Raw genomic sequence first — 16,594 nt, forward strand, 5'->3', positions numbered from 1 at the left:
TCATCGAATCCAGCTGATTCTCTCCCGATGGGACAGAACCCATACTGCCGGTCATGAACACCAACCTCACTTCCAGTACCGCGACGCACAGCGCGCGCATGCCCGTTCTCTTCGTCCCCCACGGCGCCGGCCCCTGCTTCTTCATGGACTGGAACCCGGCCGATACCTGGGACGGCATGGCCGCCTTCCTCAAGGGCGTGGCCGCGACCCTGCCGGCGGCGCCGCGCGCGATCGTGCTGGTGTCCGGGCACTGGCTGGAACGGGATTTCAACGTCACCGGCAGCGCCCGGCCGCCGCTGATCCATGACTACAGCGGCTTCCCCGCGCATACCTATGAACTGACCTATCCGGCCCCCGGCCAGCCCGAACTGGCCGGGCGCATCGCGCAGCTGCTGGGGCAGGCCGGCACGCTGACGCGCATCGACCCGGTGCGCGGCCATGACCACGGCGTGTTCATCCCGCTCAAGCTGATGTTCCCGAAGGCGGACGTCCCGGTGGTCCAGCTGTCGCTGCGCCGCGACCTCGACCCGGCCGCACACATCGCCGCCGGCCGCGCGCTGGCCACCCTGCGCGACGAGGGCGTGCTGGTCGTCGGCAGCGGCATGAGCTTCCACAACATGCGCGGCTATGGCGACCCGCGCTACACGCCGCTGTCGGCGCGGTTCGACGCATGGCTGACCGCCGCGGTGGAAAGCGAAACACCGCAGCGCGAGGCCCTGCTGCGGCAGTGGGCCGAGGCACCGCACGCCCGCGACAGCCACCCGCCGGGCGCCGAGGAACACCTGCTGCCGCTGCTGGTCGCCGCCGGTGCGGGCAGCGGCGGCGTGGGCCGCAAGGTCTATTCGGAGGAGGTGATGAAAACCACCTTGTCCGCCTTCCGTTTCGACTGATGGGCCAGTGCCATTCCGGTGCCGCGGTGCGCGCACGCATCTAGACGGGCAACGATAGGTTGATCCTGCTGCGCAACCATAGGTTTAGCTAAAAGCGCTCTGTACAGATCAACCTATGGTTACCTCGAAACCATAGGTTGGCAGCGTCCTTCACACAAATTCTTTAACATCAATACTTTACGGTTCTCGGGGTTGGCGCTTGGGCATAAAGTTCAGACTTTGGTTGCCGCACTTCAGGCATAGCCGTGCTCACGAGGGACGTTGCGTCAGGGACACCCGATAGACGGACGATGGGCCTACTTGGTGTGGAGGATGGGTTCGATGCTGACGAAACATGGCAGGGTGCTGGTCAGCGCGCAGCACAGACTTCTTGTTTTTCTCCCTCAAATGAGGGAAGATTATCGGAAGTCCCCCTGAGGCAGATCCCGATGATCCCAAAGATCCATTACGACGCTCCAGAAGAAATCGCCAGTCGCCTGGAACAGTTGGGGGTCACCGAGGTGGCGCTTCGCGAGGCCATCTATCAGGGTCACTTGCAGCGCACCCGATTGACCCCTAACCACCCTCGCAACTTCCCGGGCTTGGTCATGTGGGGCGAGGTCGTTGCCGCCCTGAGGGACCAGCTGAGGCCGCTGGACTGGATCCGGCAGGATGTCGGCAGCTTCCCGGTGACCGTGAACGAGTCGTTGAACCTTGCTATCGCCGTGGCCTCGGGCGACGAGGGGACGGGCAACCCGTATGCCCATCCGTCGAACCGTTCGAAGAAGGGTCGCAACACTGTTGAGGCCATCGAGGCGAATCGTCAGATGGTGCTCTTCGAAGAGTTCATGCAAGAGATCAAGGACGACGCCGAGGGCAACCAGACGTGGATATTGATGCACCACACGGATACGTCCAGGGGTGAGATCCGCTTTGAGCTGTCATTGCCGGCTGAAATCGGTAATGACGGCAAGATCACATCATGGTCGGAACGCATCGTGCTCGGTAGCATTCCGTTTGACGATGACCTGACGGAAATCCTCGAGCCGGGTGGTCCCGACATCGATATTGAGATCCGCCGCAAAGCGTGACCGAGGTTGCTATGTTTAATGCTTTACGGCTTACCCTCGCCCGCAAACGGCGAGGGATGAAAAAGCGTGAGTTGGCCGAAAAAATTGGGGTAACAGAGAAGTCCGTGTCCAACTACGAGACGGGCTCCCAAGAGCCAGAGGCCAATACGCTTAGAAAGCTCTCGGAAGCGCTTCGGTTCCCCGAAGCCTTTTTCTTTGGTGTGGATCCGGAAGTTCCTCACCCCGATGTGGCGAGTTTCCGTTCGCTTTCGAAGATGACAGCCAGCCAGCGCGACACCGCGCTTGGTGCGGGCGCTGTTGCTCTGCTGTTGAACGAATGGATTGAGGCGCGGTTCGCCCTGCCAGACCCTGACGTTCCGGATTTGGGGCGTGAGGGAGGGGACAGTCGCCCCGTTAGCGCGCACAAACACGCACAAGAGCCAGAAGCCTATCCGACATCGTCTTCTTCCCAGACCCCTGAGACGGCGGCAGAAATGCTGCGCGCTCACTGGGGCATCGGCGAGTTGCCGATCAAGAACATGATTGCCCTGCTGGAATCCAAGGGCATCCGGGTCTATTCCCTGGCAATCGATGCCAAGGAAGTGGATGCCTTTTCGATGTGGAGTGGTGGCCGGCCGTACGTCTTCCTCAACACGTTCAAGTCGGCCGAACACTGCCGGTTTGATGCCGCGCATGAGCTGGGCCACCTGGTGCTACACCAACATGCCCAACCCCATGGTCCCGACCTCGAGCGCGAGGCAAATGCGTTTGCGTCCGCTTTTCTCATGCCGCGGGCGAGCGTGCTTGCCATGGCGCCGCGTGCGCCGACGCTATCGAGTCTCATCCGGCACAAGAAGCACTGGGCAGTCTCCTTGGCAGCGCTGAACTACCGGATGCATGCCCTTGGCCTGACAACTGACTGGACTTACCGCACGCTTTGCATCCAGTTGGCGCAAGCGGGCTACCGCAAGTCGGAGCCTGAAGGTATGCCGCACGAGAAATCATTAGTGCTTGAAAAGGTATTCGGAGCACTTCGCGAAGAAGGCGTGTCGAAAGCGGATGTTGCCCAACAGCTAGCGATATTTTCTGACGAGATTAACGAGCTTACGTTTGGGCTAATGCTCAACGCACTGCAGGGTGGAGCTCCAAGAATGGCTGATCCCGCTGCGAGAAGGGCCAACTTGCGTTTGGTGAAGGGTTAGTATCGGGAGTGAGACTTGGACAGGGCCCTCGTAGCGCATGCTTGTATTTGGATTCGCGAAGGAGCATCGGTTGGCTGACGGCCGATAGCCGACAGCTGGATGAGAGAAACCTGCAAAATTTCAAACGCGCGCTACTGAAGACCCTTGAGCGTTATAGCCGCAGTCGCCCGTGAAGAGCCGGTATCGTCCAAGGTTCTGGAGATACCTCGTAGTCAAGCTATGGCCTGGGCGGATGGAGCTTCTGAACAGGAAGCGGTACGCAGATGATTTCAAGACTGAGGCGTTCCGCCCGTTCTTTGAGTATGGCCGTCCGATGGGGACAGGGTTCGGGTGACTGCCGAGGGCACCAGCCTGGCAGCGACTGCTGCACTCATTTTCTCTTCCGGGCAAGTCTCGTCTTCTTCCCGCGGCACTCGACTGGGTCACCCGCCGCTGAGAACGCTTGGGACAGCATAGCTTTCCTTATAACCATCGCCGTCCGGGCGCATTCTCTAGCTGTTTCAGCCGTAATAGCGAATTTCTCCAGAAGTTCACGCGCCACGCCCCTCTCGCGTACGCCGTTCCCCAGCAAGGTCATGGACAGGTCCATGATTCTTCTTGCCATGGTCCGACCCGCTAAGAGATCCTGGCCAGGTTGCATCTGAAGATCTATGTAGGCGCTGAATGATGGCGCACGGTGGATAGAACTTTTTCGCTTAGAGACCAACATTAAGCTGAGGAACTGCTGACTAGGGAACACACGCGTATTGGCCTTGCAGAGCGCGTGGAGTACGACTTCGAACTTCCTCGCCTGTGCTCCCCAGTCTTCAAGATCAAAGGCGATCTCACGGGTTCTACCCCGAAATCACGGACGGTTGTGAAAGAGCTTGGAACTCCCGATCGCGCCTGGCGACTCTTCGCCGCATCCTCGGGTTATGGAACCGCTCGACGTATTCGAACACATCAGTCTTCGCTGCATCGAGTGTCAGGTACTTCGTGCGGTAGATCCGCTCGCGCTTGAGCACGCCGAAAAACCCTTCGCAGGCCGCGTTGTCGCCGCAGTGTCCCACCGCGCTCATCGAACAGACCAGGCCGTTTCTCGACAGATACCGCTGGTAGTCGCCGCTTCGGAATTGACTGCCGCGATCGGAATGCAGGATCACCGGCTCCGCGCCTTGCCGCTGCCATACCGCCATCTGCACCGCCCGGATCACCATGTGCCGGTCCTGCCTGTGGTGCATCGACCAACCCACCACGCGCTGGTCGAACAAATCCAGCACGATGCATAGATACAGCTTGCCTTGTCCTGTTTTGATCTCAGTGATGTCGGTGACCCATTTGGTCTCCGGCTCCAGTGCGGTGAAGTCCCGCTCCAGCAGGTTGCGCACGCCCGGAGGCGTGAGCGCCGGCCGTCCGCGCTGACCGCGCCGCTTCGGGCGCGGCCAGCCCTGCAAACCCTCGGCCGCCATCAGTCGCGCCACGCGGTTCAAGCTGGCCGACTCGCCCTGATCGACCAGGTCTTCGTGCATGCGACCGGCGCCGAGAGTGCCACGGCTGTCCTCGTGCATCTCGCGGATTCGCGCGGCCAGGCGCTGGTTGTCGCGCTGTCGGGCGCTGGGCAGTCGCTGGCTCCAGTCGTAGTAACCGCTGGCCGACACCTTCAGGCAGCGGCACATCAGTCGAACCGGAAACGCGTCGCGGCAACGTTCGATCACCTGATACCTCAGGATGATCCCTTGGCAAAGAACGTCGCCGCTTCTCGCAAAAAATCCCGTTCCTTCCTCACCCGGGCCAGCTCGCGCTTGAGGCGGGCCAGCTCTTCGTCCCGGGGCGTCCCGCTGCCGCCGAAAGCCACCACCCCCTGGCTCTGGGCTTCCCGCTTCCAGCGGGTCAACAGGGTGTCGCGGATCCCCAACTCCCGAGCCACTTGGGCACAGCTCACACCCGGCTGGCTGGCCTGCTCAATAGCACCGCGCTTGAACTCGGCGCTGAACTTCCTTCGCTTCGACATGAACACTCCTCAGGCCTCGATCGGCCTTCTCGTAAGTGTCCGTGAAAACGGGGGTGAACCCTTGTTAGGCCTCACGCCGCAGCCCTTGAACCTGCTGGACATGGGCGACGATGGCCTGGAGGGACGAGCTTAGCGCAGATGAGAACACTGCTGTCGTTGCAATGTCGCCGGGGGCGACGCCAGAGCCTATGACCGGTACGCGCACACAGGCCGGTTGAATAAGGTCAGCGCACATTGTGCGCAGGATCTCTTTGAGCGCTTCGTCCGCGTGATGAGACTGATACGCGGGGTTGAGAACGGCTACGGGCTTGTATGCGAATGGGATATGCCCAACAAGCCAGTCCAGCGTGTTCTTGATGGTGCCAGTCACGCCATGAGCGTACTCAGGGCTTGCAATGACGATGGCATCGGAGGCGGTAACGGACTCCCATAACGCCAGAACAGGCTCGGGAGCATTTGGCTCCAGCTCCGGGTTGAACAGAGGCAGCTGTCCTTGGCGATCAAAGATACGAAAATCGACACCGGTCGGAGACAGGGACTGGGCTGCACGAAGCAAGGCAGCGCTGAGAGACTGCGAACGAAGGCTGCCGCACAGACCGAGAACTTTCATGTGAGGCCTAACGCCGGAGTTAAGCCGCCGCGCGTAGCGCGGTCGGCTTGAACGAATTGTTAGACATCATTTACCAACTGACTTGATGATCTCGCCTTTCACAAAGCGAATAAATTCTTCCAAGTGATCTGCGCGTGAGGCCAAGTGATCTTCTTTTTGTCCCAGATAAGCTTGCTTAGCTTCAAGTAAGACGGGCTGATACTGGGCAGGTAGGCGTTTTATTGCCCAGTCGGCAGCGACATCCTTCGGCGCGATTTTGCCGGTTATTGCGCTGTACCAAATGCGGGACAACGTAAGCACTACATTTCGCTCATCGCCGGCCCAGTCGGGCTGCGAGTTCCATAGCTTCAAGGTTTCCCTCAGCGCCTCGAATAGATCCTGTTCAGGAACCGGGTCAAAGAATTCCTCCGCTGCCGGACCTACCAAGGCAACGCTATGTTCTCTTGCTTTTGTAAGCAGGATAGCTAGATCAATGTCGATCATGGCTGGCTCGAAGATACCCGCAAGAATGTCATTGCGCTGCCATTCTCCAAATTGCAGCTCGCGCTTAGCCGGATAACGCCACGGGATGATGTCGTCATGCACGACAAGGGTGACTTCTATAGCGCGGAGCGTCTCGCTCTCGCCAGGGAAAGCCGAAGCCTCCATAAGGTCATTGAGCAATGCTCGCCGCGTCGTTTCATCAAGCTTTACGGCCACAGTAACCAACAAATCAATATCGCTGTATGGCTTCAGGCCGCCATCCACTGCGGAGCCGTACAAATGCACGGCCAGCAACGTTGATTCCAGATGGCGCTCAATGACGCTTAGCACCTCTGATAGTTGGTTCGAAATTTCGATGGTCACCGCTACCCTCATGATGTCTAACGCCCGGCACAGCGGCAGCCGTAACGGAGCGGTTTTGTGTTAATGTTTGAGCGCAGCGAGTAACACAAAACTGCGTAGTGTAGGCTGTCCGCCTGCTGCCGATTGTTAGATGCCAGTGCCACTTAATGAACGCTTGCTTTAGAAAGCAAATTTAAAACCAATACACCGCAAACTATTAAACTAATACCCACGAAACCCCATGCATCAATCTTTTGCCCGTAAAGCCCCCATGCAACAGCAGTGACTAATACTACGCCAAGGCCAGACCAAACTGCATAGGCCACCCCTATAGGAATAGACTTAAAGACCAATGAAAGGAAATAAAATGCAATTCCATAGCCAACAATTACGATGAAAGATGGTACGAGCTTCGTAAAACCTTCACTGGACTTTAATGCAGATGTTGCAACTACCTCTCCAAGAATTGCAACAGTAAGAAATAACCAGCTTTTCATGATCCGCCTCCAATATGATTCGAAGGGATTATGTGTTCTTTTCTCTTAAAGTTGCAGTCTTGAAGAAAAAAATTATTCGTGCGCAACTTTCCGGTTAATTACATCTAACGCCGGAATTAAGCCGACCCGCGAAGCGGGTTCGGCTTGAATGAGTTGTTAGACCGCGACCTAGTCACGCACGGCCCGCCATGTGCAAGTACACGTAGTACACGATGCCGAGGAAGCAGACGCCGGACACAAGGGTGAAGATTGCCTGGCGCTTTGGCTTTGACTTGCCCCCTAACAACCGGGCTGCGAGAAAGCCGATTACCCCGGTAGCCACAAATGCTCCAGCCACGACGATGAGCATGCTGGTGATCTGGTTCGTCGTTTCAGCAAGGTGCGTGCTTGTCATAGCGGTCTAACACTTATTGGACCGCCTAATCGCGGCGTCGCCCCGAGTATGGCGGCTTCTTCCCGCCTTGTGAATCAGGGAAATCCCACATGGCTTCAAAGGGTTGGCTGAGCGTTGCAGACATGGCGCGTGCCATAGGCTGCGGGTGTTATGCCGCAAAGATGCCGTGCCATGGATTACACCCCTCAACCATCCGGTGTATCGGGGGCGGGGCTTCGCCCGCCGCGCCTGCTTGAGCAGGTCCGCGGGCGTATCCGGTTGCGGCATTACAGCATCCGCACCGAGCAGGCCTATGTGGGTTGGATCCGCCGCTTCATTCTCGCCAATGGCAGGCGCCACCCGAAGGAACTGGGTGGGCGGGAGGTCGAGATATTCCTCACGCGGTTGGCGACGGTGGGCAATGTCTCGGCGGCCACGCAGAACCAGGCGCTGTCGGCGCTCTTGTTCCTGTATCGCGAAGTGCTGGAAATCGAGTTGCCGTGGATGGAAGAGGTGGTGCGCGCCAAGCGCCCGCGCCGGTTGCCGGTGGTGTTGGCGCAGGAGGAGGTGGCGCGGCTGTTGTCGGTGATGCCCGAGGGGTTGCCGGAACTGATGGCGCGCCTGCTTTACGGCACCGGCATGCGCTTGATGGAATGCCTGCGCCTGCGCATCAAGGATGTGGATTTCGCGCGGCGGGAAATCTGCGTGCGCAGCGGCAAGGGCGACAAGGACCGGCGCGTGCCGCTGCCCGAATCGTTGCATGGGCGTTTGTTGCGGCAACGGGAGCGTGCATTGCTCCTGCACCATCGGGATCTGGCGCGGGGCTTTGGCCGCGTCCACCTGCCGCATGCGCTGTCCCGCAAATATCCCGATGCCGACGGCGAGCCGGCCTGGCAATACCTGTTTCCTTCCTCGCGGATTTCCACCGATCCGCGCAGTGGCCGTTCCGGGCGCCACCATGCGGGGGAGGAAACCTTGCAGCGGGCAATCAAGGCGGCCCGTGCGCGAGCCGGCATCACCAAGCCGGCCACCTGCCATTCGTTGCGGCACTCCTTTGCCACGCATCTGCTCGAAGCCGGCCATGACATCCGCACGGTGCAGGAGCTGCTGGGGCACAAGGACGTGGCGACCACGCAGATCTACACGCATGTATTGGGACGCGGTGCCGGCGGATTGCTCAGTCCGCTGGATCGGCTGCCGGGTGTCGTGCCGGGGCCGGCATGAATGGCGCGTGCCGGGCAAGCCCGGCACCGATGCAGGGGCTTTCAGTCTTCCAGCAGCGCCTTGTCGCGCACCGCGCCCTTGTCGGCACTGGTGGCCAGCAGGGCGTAGGCCTTCAATGCGGTGCTGACCTTGCGCGGGCGCGGCAGCGCCGGCTTCCAGCCACGTGCGGCCTGCTCGTCGCGGCGGCGGGCGAGTTCGGCCTCGTCCACCAGCAGGTCGATGCTGCGCTGCGGGATGTCGATGCGGACGCGGTCGCCGTCGCGCACCAGCGCGATGTTGCCGCCGGCGGCGGCTTCCGGCGAGCAGTGGCCGATGCTCAGGCCGGAGGTGCCGCCGGAGAAGCGGCCATCGGTAAGCAGGGCGCAGGCCTTGCCCAGCCCTTTCGATTTCAGGTACGAGGTCGGGTACAGCATTTCCTGCATGCCCGGGCCGCCCTTCGGGCCTTCGTAGCGGATGACGACCACTTCGCCGGCCTGTACTTCGTCGCCGAGGATGCCCTTCACCGCCGCGTCCTGGCTTTCATAGACGCGCGCGCTGCCCTCGAACACGTGGATGGATTCATCCACGCCGGCGGTCTTGACCACGCAGCCATCGGCGGCGAGGTTGCCGTACAGCACCGCCAGCCCGCCCTCGCTGGAATAGGCGCGGGCCACGTCACGAATGCAGCCTTCGCTACGATCCAGATCCAGCGACGGCCAGCGCGTGCTCTGGCTGAAGGCCACCTGCGTCGGGATGCCGGCCGGGCCGGCCTTGTAGAAGTTGTGGACGGCCGCGTCCTGCGTCTGCGTCACGTCCCATCGCGCGATGGCTTCGCCCAGGGTGCGGCTGTGCACGGTCGGCACATTGGCATGCAGCAGGCCGCCGCGCGCCAGTTCGCCGAGGATGGCCATGATGCCGCCGGCGCGGTGCACGTCCTCGACGTGGTACCTGGGCGTGTTCGGCGCCACCTTGCACAGCTGCGGCACGCGTCGCGACAGGCGGTCGATGTCGCGCAGGTCGAAGGCCACCTCGGCCTCCTGCGCGGCGGCGAGCAGGTGCAGGATGGTGTTGGTGGAGCCGCCCATCGCGATGTCCAGCGTCATCGCGTTCTCGAACGCTTCGAAGGTGGCGATGCCGCGCGGCAAGGCGTTGGCGTCCTCGCCGCCATACCAGCGGTGGCACAGCTCGACGATCAGCCGCCCGGCGCGCTTGAACAGCGCTTCGCGGTCGGCGTGGGTGGCCACCACGGTGCCATTGCCGGGCAGCGACAGGCCCAGCGCTTCGGTCAGGCAGTTCATCGAGTTGGCGGTGAACATGCCGCTGCACGAGCCGCAGGTGGGGCAGGCGCTGCGTTCGACGGCGGCCACCTGCTCGTCGCTGACGCTGGCGTCGGCGGCCATCACCATCGCGTCCACCAGGTCGAGTTTGTGCTCGGCCAGCCGGGTCTTGCCGGCTTCCATCGGCCCGCCGGAGACGAACACCACCGGGATGTTCAGCCGCAGCGCGGCCATCAGCATGCCGGGGGTGATCTTGTCGCAGTTGGAAATGCACACCAGCGCGTCGGCGCAGTGCGCGTTGGCCATGTATTCCACCGAGTCGGCGATGATCTCGCGGCTGGGCAGCGAATACAGCATGCCGTCGTGGCCCATCGCGATGCCGTCGTCCACGGCGATGGTGTCGAACTCCTTGGCCACGCCGCCGGCCGCTTCGATCTCGCGCGCCACGAGCTGGCCCAGGTCCTTCAGGTGCACGTGGCCAGGCACGAACTGGGTGAAGGAGTTGGCCACGGCGATGATCGGCTTGTGGAAGTCGCCGTCGGTCATGCCGGTGGCGCGCCACAGGGCGCGGGCGCCTGCCATGTTGCGGCCGGCGGTGGAGGTTTTCGAGCGGTATTCGGGCATGGCGGGGGAATGCGGAATGCAGTGCGGCGATTCTGCATGAAGAACCCGGTTGCTGTTGCAACCGTTGCCTTGCACAAAGCCTGTAGGAGCGGCGCGAGTCGCGACCGAGGCATTACCGGGAAAGCTGTCGCGACTCGCGTCGCTTACAGGGCTTTCCCGCGCGTGCAGATGCCCGCGGCGGCTGGATCGGGCATCATTCGGCCACGATTTTCATGGGATTACGATGATGAAGCGTTCCAGGACCACCGCGCTGCTGCTGATGAGTACCGCGCCGCTGCTGTTCACCGCCTGCCAGCAGGAGCCGACGGTGCAGGTGCAGGAAGGGCTGTACACCTCGGTGGAGGCCTGCAGCGAAGCGACCGGCGATCCTTCCAGCTGCCGCCAGGCGTTCGCCGCCGCGCAGCAGCAGGCCGCCGACGCCGCGCCGCAGTACGCCAGCCGCGAGGAATGCGCGCAGGAATACCCGGCCGAGCAGTGCGTGCCCCAGCGCACCAGCGCCGGGCATTCGTTCGTCGGGCCGATGATGATGGGCTTCTTCATGTCGCAGATGCTCAACGGTCGCGCCGGTGCGGTGGCCGCGCCGCCGGCGTCGCAGCCGGCGTTCCGCGACAAGGCCAACGGCTGGGCCAGGCCGGCGGCGGCACCGGGCGGCAGCGGCGGGCTGAACACCGCCAGCCGCATCGGTGCGGGCAAGGCCGGGCTGGCGCCGGTGAACGCCGAACCGAACCGTGCCGTCACCGCGCGTCGTGGCGGTTTCGGCAACAGCAGCCGCGGCCGCGGCAGCTTCGGCGGTTGATGCGGTGAAGCGCGTCGCCATCGCCGAGCGCTCCAACTGGCGCGCTCGCGCCGCCGAGGGTGGCTTCCGCTTCCACACCATCGACGGCGCACCGTACTGGGACGAAACCGCGTACTACGCCTTCACCCTGCGCCAGATCGAGGACGACCTGGAAGACCCCAGCGCCGAGCTGCACGCGATGGCGCTGGACCTGGTCGGCGACGTCGTGGCCAGCGAGGAACTGATGGAACGGCTGGCGATCCCCGCACCGTTCCGCGACTGGATCGCCGAAAGCTGGCGCCGTGGCGACCCGCACCTCTACGGCCGGCTGGATTTCGCCTACGACGGCAACGGCCCGGCCAAGCTGTACGAACTGAACTACGACACCCCGACCTCGCTGTACGAGGCCGCATTCTTCCAGTGGCAGTGGCTGGAGGACCAGCGCAACCGCGGCGCGCTGCCGCAGCAGGCCGACCAGTTCAATTCCCTCCACGAGGCGCTGGTCGAACGCTTCGCCGGGCTGGCCGCGCGCCTGCCGCCGCCGCTGTATTTCAGCGCGGTGCGCGAGTCGGAGGAGGACCAGGGCACGGTGGCCTACCTGCGCGACTGCGCGGCACAGGCCGGCCTGCACGGCGCGGCCATCGCCATCGAGGACATCGGCCTGTCGGAAGATGGCCGCTTCACCGACCTCGATGACGTGGTGATCGGCAGCCTGTTCAAGCTGTACCCGCTGGAGGACCTGATGCGCGAGGACTTCGGCGCCGCGCTGCCGGGATCGGGCGTGCAGCTGCTGGAGCCGGCATGGAAGGCGATGCTGAGCAACAAGGGCATCCTGCCGCTGTTGTGGCAGCGCCACCGCGGCCATCCGAACCTGCTCGAAGCGCATTTCGACGATGGTCGCGCGCTGCCGGCCGGCTGGGTGCGCAAGCCGCTGCATTCGCGCGAGGGCGCCAATGTCGCCATGCACATGCCCGATGGCCGCTGGCAGGAAAGCGAGGGACCCTATGCCGGGCCGTGCATCGTGCAGGCGTTCCATCCGTTGCCGGCGTTCGCCGGCAACTACCCGCTGGTCGGCAGCTGGGTGGTGGGCGACAACGCCTGCGGCATCGGCGTGCGCGAGGACGACAGCCGCATCACCCGCGACAGCGCACGCTTTTTGCCGCACGCGATCATCGACGACGCGCCGGCGGGCAATACCCGCATTTACGTCTGATCGCCGCGTAGGTCGGGGCTACGTCCCCGACGCGTGCATTCGTTCGGGTCCCTGCGTCGGGGGTGTAACCCCGACCTACCGGTAATCGCCTATCTTTCCGGCGGCACCCAGATGGCGATGCCGGCCGCGCGCTTCTGCTGGGTCGGGATGCCCATGCTCAAACCGCCGCCGCCGTGGCGGCCGAAGCTGCCGGCGCCGACCGACATGCCCACCGGCGAGCCGCCGGCGCCCACGCCCATCAGCACCACGCCGTTGGCGCCCAGCGCGGCGGCCTCGCGCTTGAGCCGGGCGATGGCCGCGTCGGTCTGGCCCTGGGTGCCGAAGCCGACCGCACTGGAGGATTCGAGTTGGGCGATCTCCATCGAACCGGCCGGCGGCGTGGAATAGACCTGCACGCTGGCCGGGTCCACCGGCGCGCGCGCCTGCCCCAGCATGACTCTGGAAGTGCTGGCGCAACCGGTGGCAATCAGGGCGATGCCCAGTGCGATGACGAGCGGGAATTTCATGGTTTCACTCCCCGGCGACGGTGGTCCGTGAATCATCGGCAGCCATCACTGAATCGCCTGCGAACCACGGCTCCCGGCAAGGGTACGCGCGGCAACCGACCGGAGAAAGAAAAATGGGCCTGATCAGCCTGATATGGGGCATCGTGGCGCTGCTGTGGATGCTGCTGGCCTTCATCCCGCTGCTGGGCTGGGGCAACTGGTTCCTGATCCCGTTCGCGACGGTGGGGGCGATCATCGCCGCCATCGGCCTGCTGTTCACCCATGCCGGCAAGCACGGCCGCGCCCGCACCGGGCTGCTGCTGAACGGCATCGTCATCGTGGTCGGGGTGATCCGCCTGAGCCTGGGTGGCGGCATCGTCTGAAGCCCGCCGGCGCACCCGCCGGGCGTAGAATGCGGGGCCATGCCGGCGGCAGGTGCCGGCGCCCGAGGCCCGCTGCAGGCGCAATGCCCCGACGATGATCATCCAACCCCGCCCCCGCGGCTGGCAGCTGCTGTACATCCGGCGTGGCTCGATCGTGCCGGCCATCGCCCCGCGGGTGCTGGCGATCGGCGGGCTGGCGGTGGGCGCGACCCTGCTGGCCAAGGTATGGCACCCGTTCGCCGCCGGTGGCCTGGCGGTGGCGCCGTTCACCCTGCTCGGGCTGGTGCTGTCGATCTTCCTGAGCTTCCGCAACAACGCCTGCCACGAGCGCTGGTGGGAAGGGCGCAAGCTGTGGGGGCAACTGCTGATCGAGGCACGCGGTTTCGCGCGCCTCGCCAATGCCTTGCTGCCGGCCGACGCGGCATTGCGGCGCAGGGTGTCGCGGCCGCTGGTCGGTTTTTCCCATGCGCTGGCCGCGCAGCTGCGCGGGCGCGAGGAGATCGCCGCGGCGATGCCGTGGCTGGAGCCGGACCAGCTTGCCGCGTTCGAGCGGCGCAACGTGCCCGACGGGCTGCTGGCGCTGGTGGCGGCGGAACTGGCCGCATCGCTGCGCGCCGGCCGGATCGATTCCTACCTGTACGGCCGCTTCGAGGCGCACCTGCATGCGCTGGCGTCGGTGCAGGGCGCGTGCGAGCGCATCGCCGGCACGCCGCTGCCGTTTGCCTACACCCTGTTGCTGCATCGCTGCGTATGGCTGTTCTGCGTGCTGCTGCCGTTCGGCCTGGCCGGCGCGCTGGGCTGGGCCACGCCGGTGGTGTCGATGCTGCTGGCCTATGCGTTCTTCGGCCTGGACCAGGTGGGCGAAGAGCTGGAAGAACCGTTCGGGCTGGAAGCCAACGACCTGCCGCTGGACGCGATGGTGCGCACCATCGAGATCGACGTGCTCGACGCACTGGGCGAGCGCCCGCTGCCCGAGCCGCTGCAACCGCAGGGCTACCTGCTGCAATGACTTCAACGTACCGGAGTACCGCCATGTTCCACCCCCGCTACCGCCCCCGCCGCATGCGCCGTGATGAATTCTCGCGGCGGCTGATGCGCGAGCACGTGTTCACCGCCGACGACCTGATCTGGCCGGTGTTCGTGCACGAGCTGCCCGGCCGCGCTCCGGTGGCGTCGATGCCGGGTGTGGAGCGGTTGTCGATCGACGAACTGCTGCGCGAGGCCGAGCAGGCCTTGCAGCTGGGCGTGCCGGTGATCGACCTGTTCCCGGTGCTCGACGCGTCGCGCAAGTCGCTGGACGCGGCCGAGGCCTGGAACCCGGATGGCTTGGCGCAGCGTGCGGTGCGCGCGTTGAAGCAGCGTTTCCCCGAGCTGGGGGTGATGACCGACGTGGCACTGGACCCGTACACCACCCACGGCCAGGACGGCATCATCGACGCGCGCGGCTACGTGCTCAACGACGTCACCGTCGAGGCGCTGGTCAAGCAGTCGCTGTCGCATGCCGAGGCCGGCGTGGACATCGTCTCGCCCTCGGACATGATGGACGGCCGCATCGGCGCGATCCGCGATGCGCTGGACGAAGCCGGCCACATCCACGCCCGCATCATGGCCTACTCGGCCAAGTACGCCTCGGCGTTCTACGGCCCGTTCCGCGACGCGGTGGGCAGCGCCGGCAACCTCGGCAAGGCCGACAAGAAGACCTACCAGATGGACCCGGCCAACGGCGACGAGGCGCTGCGCGAGATCGCGCTGGACCTGGAGGAAGGCGCGGACATGGTGATGGTCAAGCCGGGCATGCCGTACCTGGACATCGTGTGGCGGGTGAAGCAGGAGTTCGGCGTGCCGACCTTCGCATACCACGTCAGCGGCGAGTACGCGATGCTCAAGGCCGCCGCCGCCAACGGCTGGCTGGACGAGCGCAAGTGCGTGATGGAGACGATGATCGGCTTCAAGCGCGCCGGCGCCGATGGCGTGCTGACCTATTACGCGCCGCAGATCGCGCGCTGGTTGAAGGAAGCCTGAGATGGACGCGCCCGGCATGCAGCCCTGGCAGTGGGTGGTGTGGATCGCGGGGGTGACGGTGTTCGCGCTGGTGATCGGCGGGCTGGTCGTCGCCGTGCTGCGCGCGTTGCGGCGTCCGCCGGAACTGCCCTCGGCGGCCGAGCGCCTGCAGCGGCAATCGCCGCCGGCGCCGGAGGTGGAAGCGCGGCTGCGCGAACTGGCCGGCCTGCGGCAGAGCGGCCGGATCGGCGACGCCGAGTACGAGCGCCGCCGCGCCGAGGTGCTGCGCACCCCGTAGGTCGGGGCCACGCCCCCGACATGGGGGATCCTTGATGTCCGGAGCGTCGGGGGCGTAGCCCCGACCTACGGAATCAACCGCATGTTGGGCAAGCCCCGTCTGCACTCAGCCGCTGCAGCCGCCGCAGCACACCGAGGGCTGCAGCTCGATGGCGCCGGGGGCGAGGCGCTGGCCGGCGCGGGCCAGTGCCGGCAGCAGTTCCACTTCCAGCGCGCAGGTGGAGCAGCGCAGGGTGGCGGTGGCCGGGTCGTGGTCGATCAGGGCGGCCGGGTCGATCTCCAGCAACTGCTGTTCGATGGCGGCCAGGTCGGCCGGGGTGTCGCCGAGGCGGATGACGTATTCCATTGCGGTATTCCGGAAAAAGCGGGGAGGCACGCGCTGCGAGGTGATGGCAGCGCGCGGCGGACGGGTCAGTTGGTGACGACCAGCTTGCCCTTCATCAGCGCGGAGTGGCCGGGGAAGCTGCAGAAGAAGCTGTAGTCGCCACCGGCGGTGAGCTTGCGGCCGGGGAAGCTGACGCGGGTGGTGGCGCCGCCGCCGATCAAGGCGGTGTGGGCGATCACGCGGGCATCGTCCTTGGCCACGTAGTCGTTGGCGGTGCCGGCCTTGACCCCGTCGCGGGCCACGGCGGCCAGGTCGGCGGTGGGGGTGATGACCACGTTGTGGCCCATCGCGGCGACCGGCAGCTTGCCGGTGTGGGTCAGTTCGACGGTGACGGTGGCGCAGCTGGCCGACACGGTGGCCTCGCGCAGGTCGAACTTCATGGCGTCGTCGCCCTTCAGCGAAATGGTGCAGTTGCCGGCGGCCTGGGCCATGCCGGCGGCGCCGAGCAGGGCGAGGGCGAGGAGGGGGCGGGAAAGTTTCATGTCGTGCTCCTTGAGGTGCAGGAAACGGGTGGG

Annotated in this window: 18 protein-coding genes and 1 pseudogene; 10 read left to right on the forward strand and 9 right to left on the reverse strand. The window is 64.4% G+C overall.

The features are described from left to right. Positions 1 to 53: 53 nt before the first annotated feature. From MIC98_RS02770 to MIC98_RS02780, 3 genes are all read left to right on the forward strand, one after another. Positions 54 to 890, forward strand: coding sequence for a class III extradiol ring-cleavage dioxygenase (locus MIC98_RS02770; RefSeq protein WP_239735306.1), 837 nt, complete (start codon positions 54 to 56; stop codon positions 888 to 890). A gap of 428 nt (positions 891 to 1,318) precedes the next feature. Then, on the forward strand, positions 1,319 to 1,960 hold the full coding sequence (locus MIC98_RS02775) for a hypothetical protein (RefSeq protein WP_239735308.1): 642 nt from the start codon (positions 1,319 to 1,321) through the stop codon (positions 1,958 to 1,960). A gap of 11 nt (positions 1,961 to 1,971) precedes the next feature. Continuing rightward, a complete protein-coding gene (locus MIC98_RS02780) occupies positions 1,972 to 3,141 on the forward strand; it encodes an XRE family transcriptional regulator (protein WP_275584548.1) in 1,170 nt (389 codons plus the stop codon). Between the two features lie 833 nt (positions 3,142 to 3,974). Here MIC98_RS02780 and MIC98_RS02785 read toward each other — a convergent pair. The 5 genes and pseudogenes from MIC98_RS02785 to MIC98_RS02805 all read right to left on the reverse strand — a co-directional run bounded on the left by MIC98_RS02785 (position 3,975) and on the right by MIC98_RS02805 (position 7,412). After that, positions 3,975 to 5,131 (reverse strand): IS3 family transposase gene (locus tag MIC98_RS02785; RefSeq protein WP_239734866.1). Its coding sequence is split into 2 segments (ribosomal slippage): positions 3,975 to 4,891 and positions 4,891 to 5,131, totalling 1,158 coding nucleotides; the frame shifts between segments, so codons are not numbered across the junction. Between the two features lie 64 nt (positions 5,132 to 5,195). Further along, positions 5,196 to 5,741, reverse strand: coding sequence for an NADPH-dependent FMN reductase (locus tag MIC98_RS02790; protein WP_239735312.1), 546 nt, complete (start codon positions 5,739 to 5,741; stop codon positions 5,196 to 5,198). Between the two features lie 19 nt (positions 5,742 to 5,760). Next, positions 5,761 to 6,599: pseudogene (locus MIC98_RS02795) on the reverse strand (AadA family aminoglycoside 3''-O-nucleotidyltransferase). A gap of 131 nt (positions 6,600 to 6,730) precedes the next feature. After that, the gene (gene qacK, locus MIC98_RS02800; protein ID WP_239735314.1) at positions 6,731 to 7,063 is read right to left on the reverse strand and encodes a quaternary ammonium compound efflux SMR transporter QacK; all 333 of its coding nucleotides are present in this window, start codon (positions 7,061 to 7,063) and stop codon (positions 6,731 to 6,733) included. A 172-nt stretch (positions 7,064 to 7,235) separates the two neighbouring features. Continuing rightward, on the reverse strand, positions 7,236 to 7,412 hold the full coding sequence (locus MIC98_RS02805; protein WP_239735316.1) for a hypothetical protein: 177 nt from the start codon (positions 7,410 to 7,412) through the stop codon (positions 7,236 to 7,238). A 216-nt stretch (positions 7,413 to 7,628) separates the two neighbouring features. On the opposite strand from MIC98_RS02805, the gene MIC98_RS02810 reads away from it, so the two are divergent. Beyond that, on the forward strand, positions 7,629 to 8,660 hold the full coding sequence (locus MIC98_RS02810) for an integron integrase (RefSeq protein WP_239735317.1): 1,032 nt from the start codon (positions 7,629 to 7,631) through the stop codon (positions 8,658 to 8,660). Positions 8,661 to 8,701: 41 nt separating this feature from the next. Here MIC98_RS02810 and ilvD read toward each other — a convergent pair whose 3' ends face one another. Then, complete coding sequence (ilvD, locus tag MIC98_RS02815; RefSeq protein ID WP_239735319.1) at positions 8,702 to 10,540, reverse strand: dihydroxy-acid dehydratase; 1,839 nt, start codon at positions 10,538 to 10,540, stop codon at positions 8,702 to 8,704. A 226-nt stretch (positions 10,541 to 10,766) separates the two neighbouring features. Between ilvD and MIC98_RS02820 the strand changes: the two genes are divergently transcribed. Together MIC98_RS02820 and MIC98_RS02825 are read left to right on the forward strand one after the other, a co-directional pair. Beyond that, a complete protein-coding gene (locus MIC98_RS02820; RefSeq protein WP_239735321.1) occupies positions 10,767 to 11,336 on the forward strand; it encodes a DUF1190 domain-containing protein in 570 nt (189 codons plus the stop codon). A 4-nt stretch (positions 11,337 to 11,340) separates the two neighbouring features. Next, positions 11,341 to 12,528: a glutathionylspermidine synthase family protein gene (locus MIC98_RS02825; RefSeq protein ID WP_239735323.1), complete on the forward strand. Its 1,188-nt coding sequence runs from the start codon at positions 11,341 to 11,343 to the stop codon at positions 12,526 to 12,528. Positions 12,529 to 12,617: 89 nt separating this feature from the next. Here MIC98_RS02825 and MIC98_RS02830 read toward each other — a convergent pair whose 3' ends face one another. Then, positions 12,618 to 13,034 (reverse strand): hypothetical protein, encoded by a 417-nt coding sequence (locus MIC98_RS02830; RefSeq protein ID WP_239735325.1) that lies wholly within the window; start codon positions 13,032 to 13,034, stop codon positions 12,618 to 12,620. A gap of 113 nt (positions 13,035 to 13,147) precedes the next feature. On the opposite strand from MIC98_RS02830, the gene MIC98_RS02835 reads away from it, so the two are divergent. The 4 genes from MIC98_RS02835 to MIC98_RS02850 all read left to right on the forward strand — a co-directional run bounded on the left by MIC98_RS02835 (position 13,148) and on the right by MIC98_RS02850 (position 15,695). Further along, entirely contained in the window at positions 13,148 to 13,396 is a 249-nt protein-coding gene (locus tag MIC98_RS02835; protein ID WP_239735327.1) for a hypothetical protein, read from the forward strand. A 94-nt stretch (positions 13,397 to 13,490) separates the two neighbouring features. Next, positions 13,491 to 14,405, forward strand: coding sequence for a bestrophin family ion channel (locus tag MIC98_RS02840; RefSeq protein WP_239735329.1), 915 nt, complete (start codon positions 13,491 to 13,493; stop codon positions 14,403 to 14,405). A gap of 23 nt (positions 14,406 to 14,428) precedes the next feature. Continuing rightward, positions 14,429 to 15,418: a porphobilinogen synthase gene (hemB, locus tag MIC98_RS02845; RefSeq protein ID WP_239735340.1), complete on the forward strand. Its 990-nt coding sequence runs from the start codon at positions 14,429 to 14,431 to the stop codon at positions 15,416 to 15,418. 1 nt (position 15,419) lies between these two features. Further along, positions 15,420 to 15,695 (forward strand): hypothetical protein, encoded by a 276-nt coding sequence (locus tag MIC98_RS02850; protein ID WP_057641888.1) that lies wholly within the window; start codon positions 15,420 to 15,422, stop codon positions 15,693 to 15,695. A 105-nt stretch (positions 15,696 to 15,800) separates the two neighbouring features. Here MIC98_RS02850 and MIC98_RS02855 read toward each other — a convergent pair whose 3' ends face one another. Beyond that, on the reverse strand, positions 15,801 to 16,040 hold the full coding sequence (locus MIC98_RS02855) for a hypothetical protein (protein WP_057641887.1): 240 nt from the start codon (positions 16,038 to 16,040) through the stop codon (positions 15,801 to 15,803). 65 nt (positions 16,041 to 16,105) lie between these two features. After that, entirely contained in the window at positions 16,106 to 16,561 is a 456-nt protein-coding gene (gene azu, locus MIC98_RS02860) for an azurin (RefSeq protein WP_239735343.1), read from the reverse strand. Positions 16,562 to 16,594: the final 33 nt, after the last annotated feature.

It is taken from the genome of Stenotrophomonas sp. NLF4-10, from assembly GCF_022359915.1.
Taxonomy (GTDB): domain Bacteria; phylum Pseudomonadota; class Gammaproteobacteria; order Xanthomonadales; family Xanthomonadaceae; genus Stenotrophomonas; species Stenotrophomonas daejeonensis.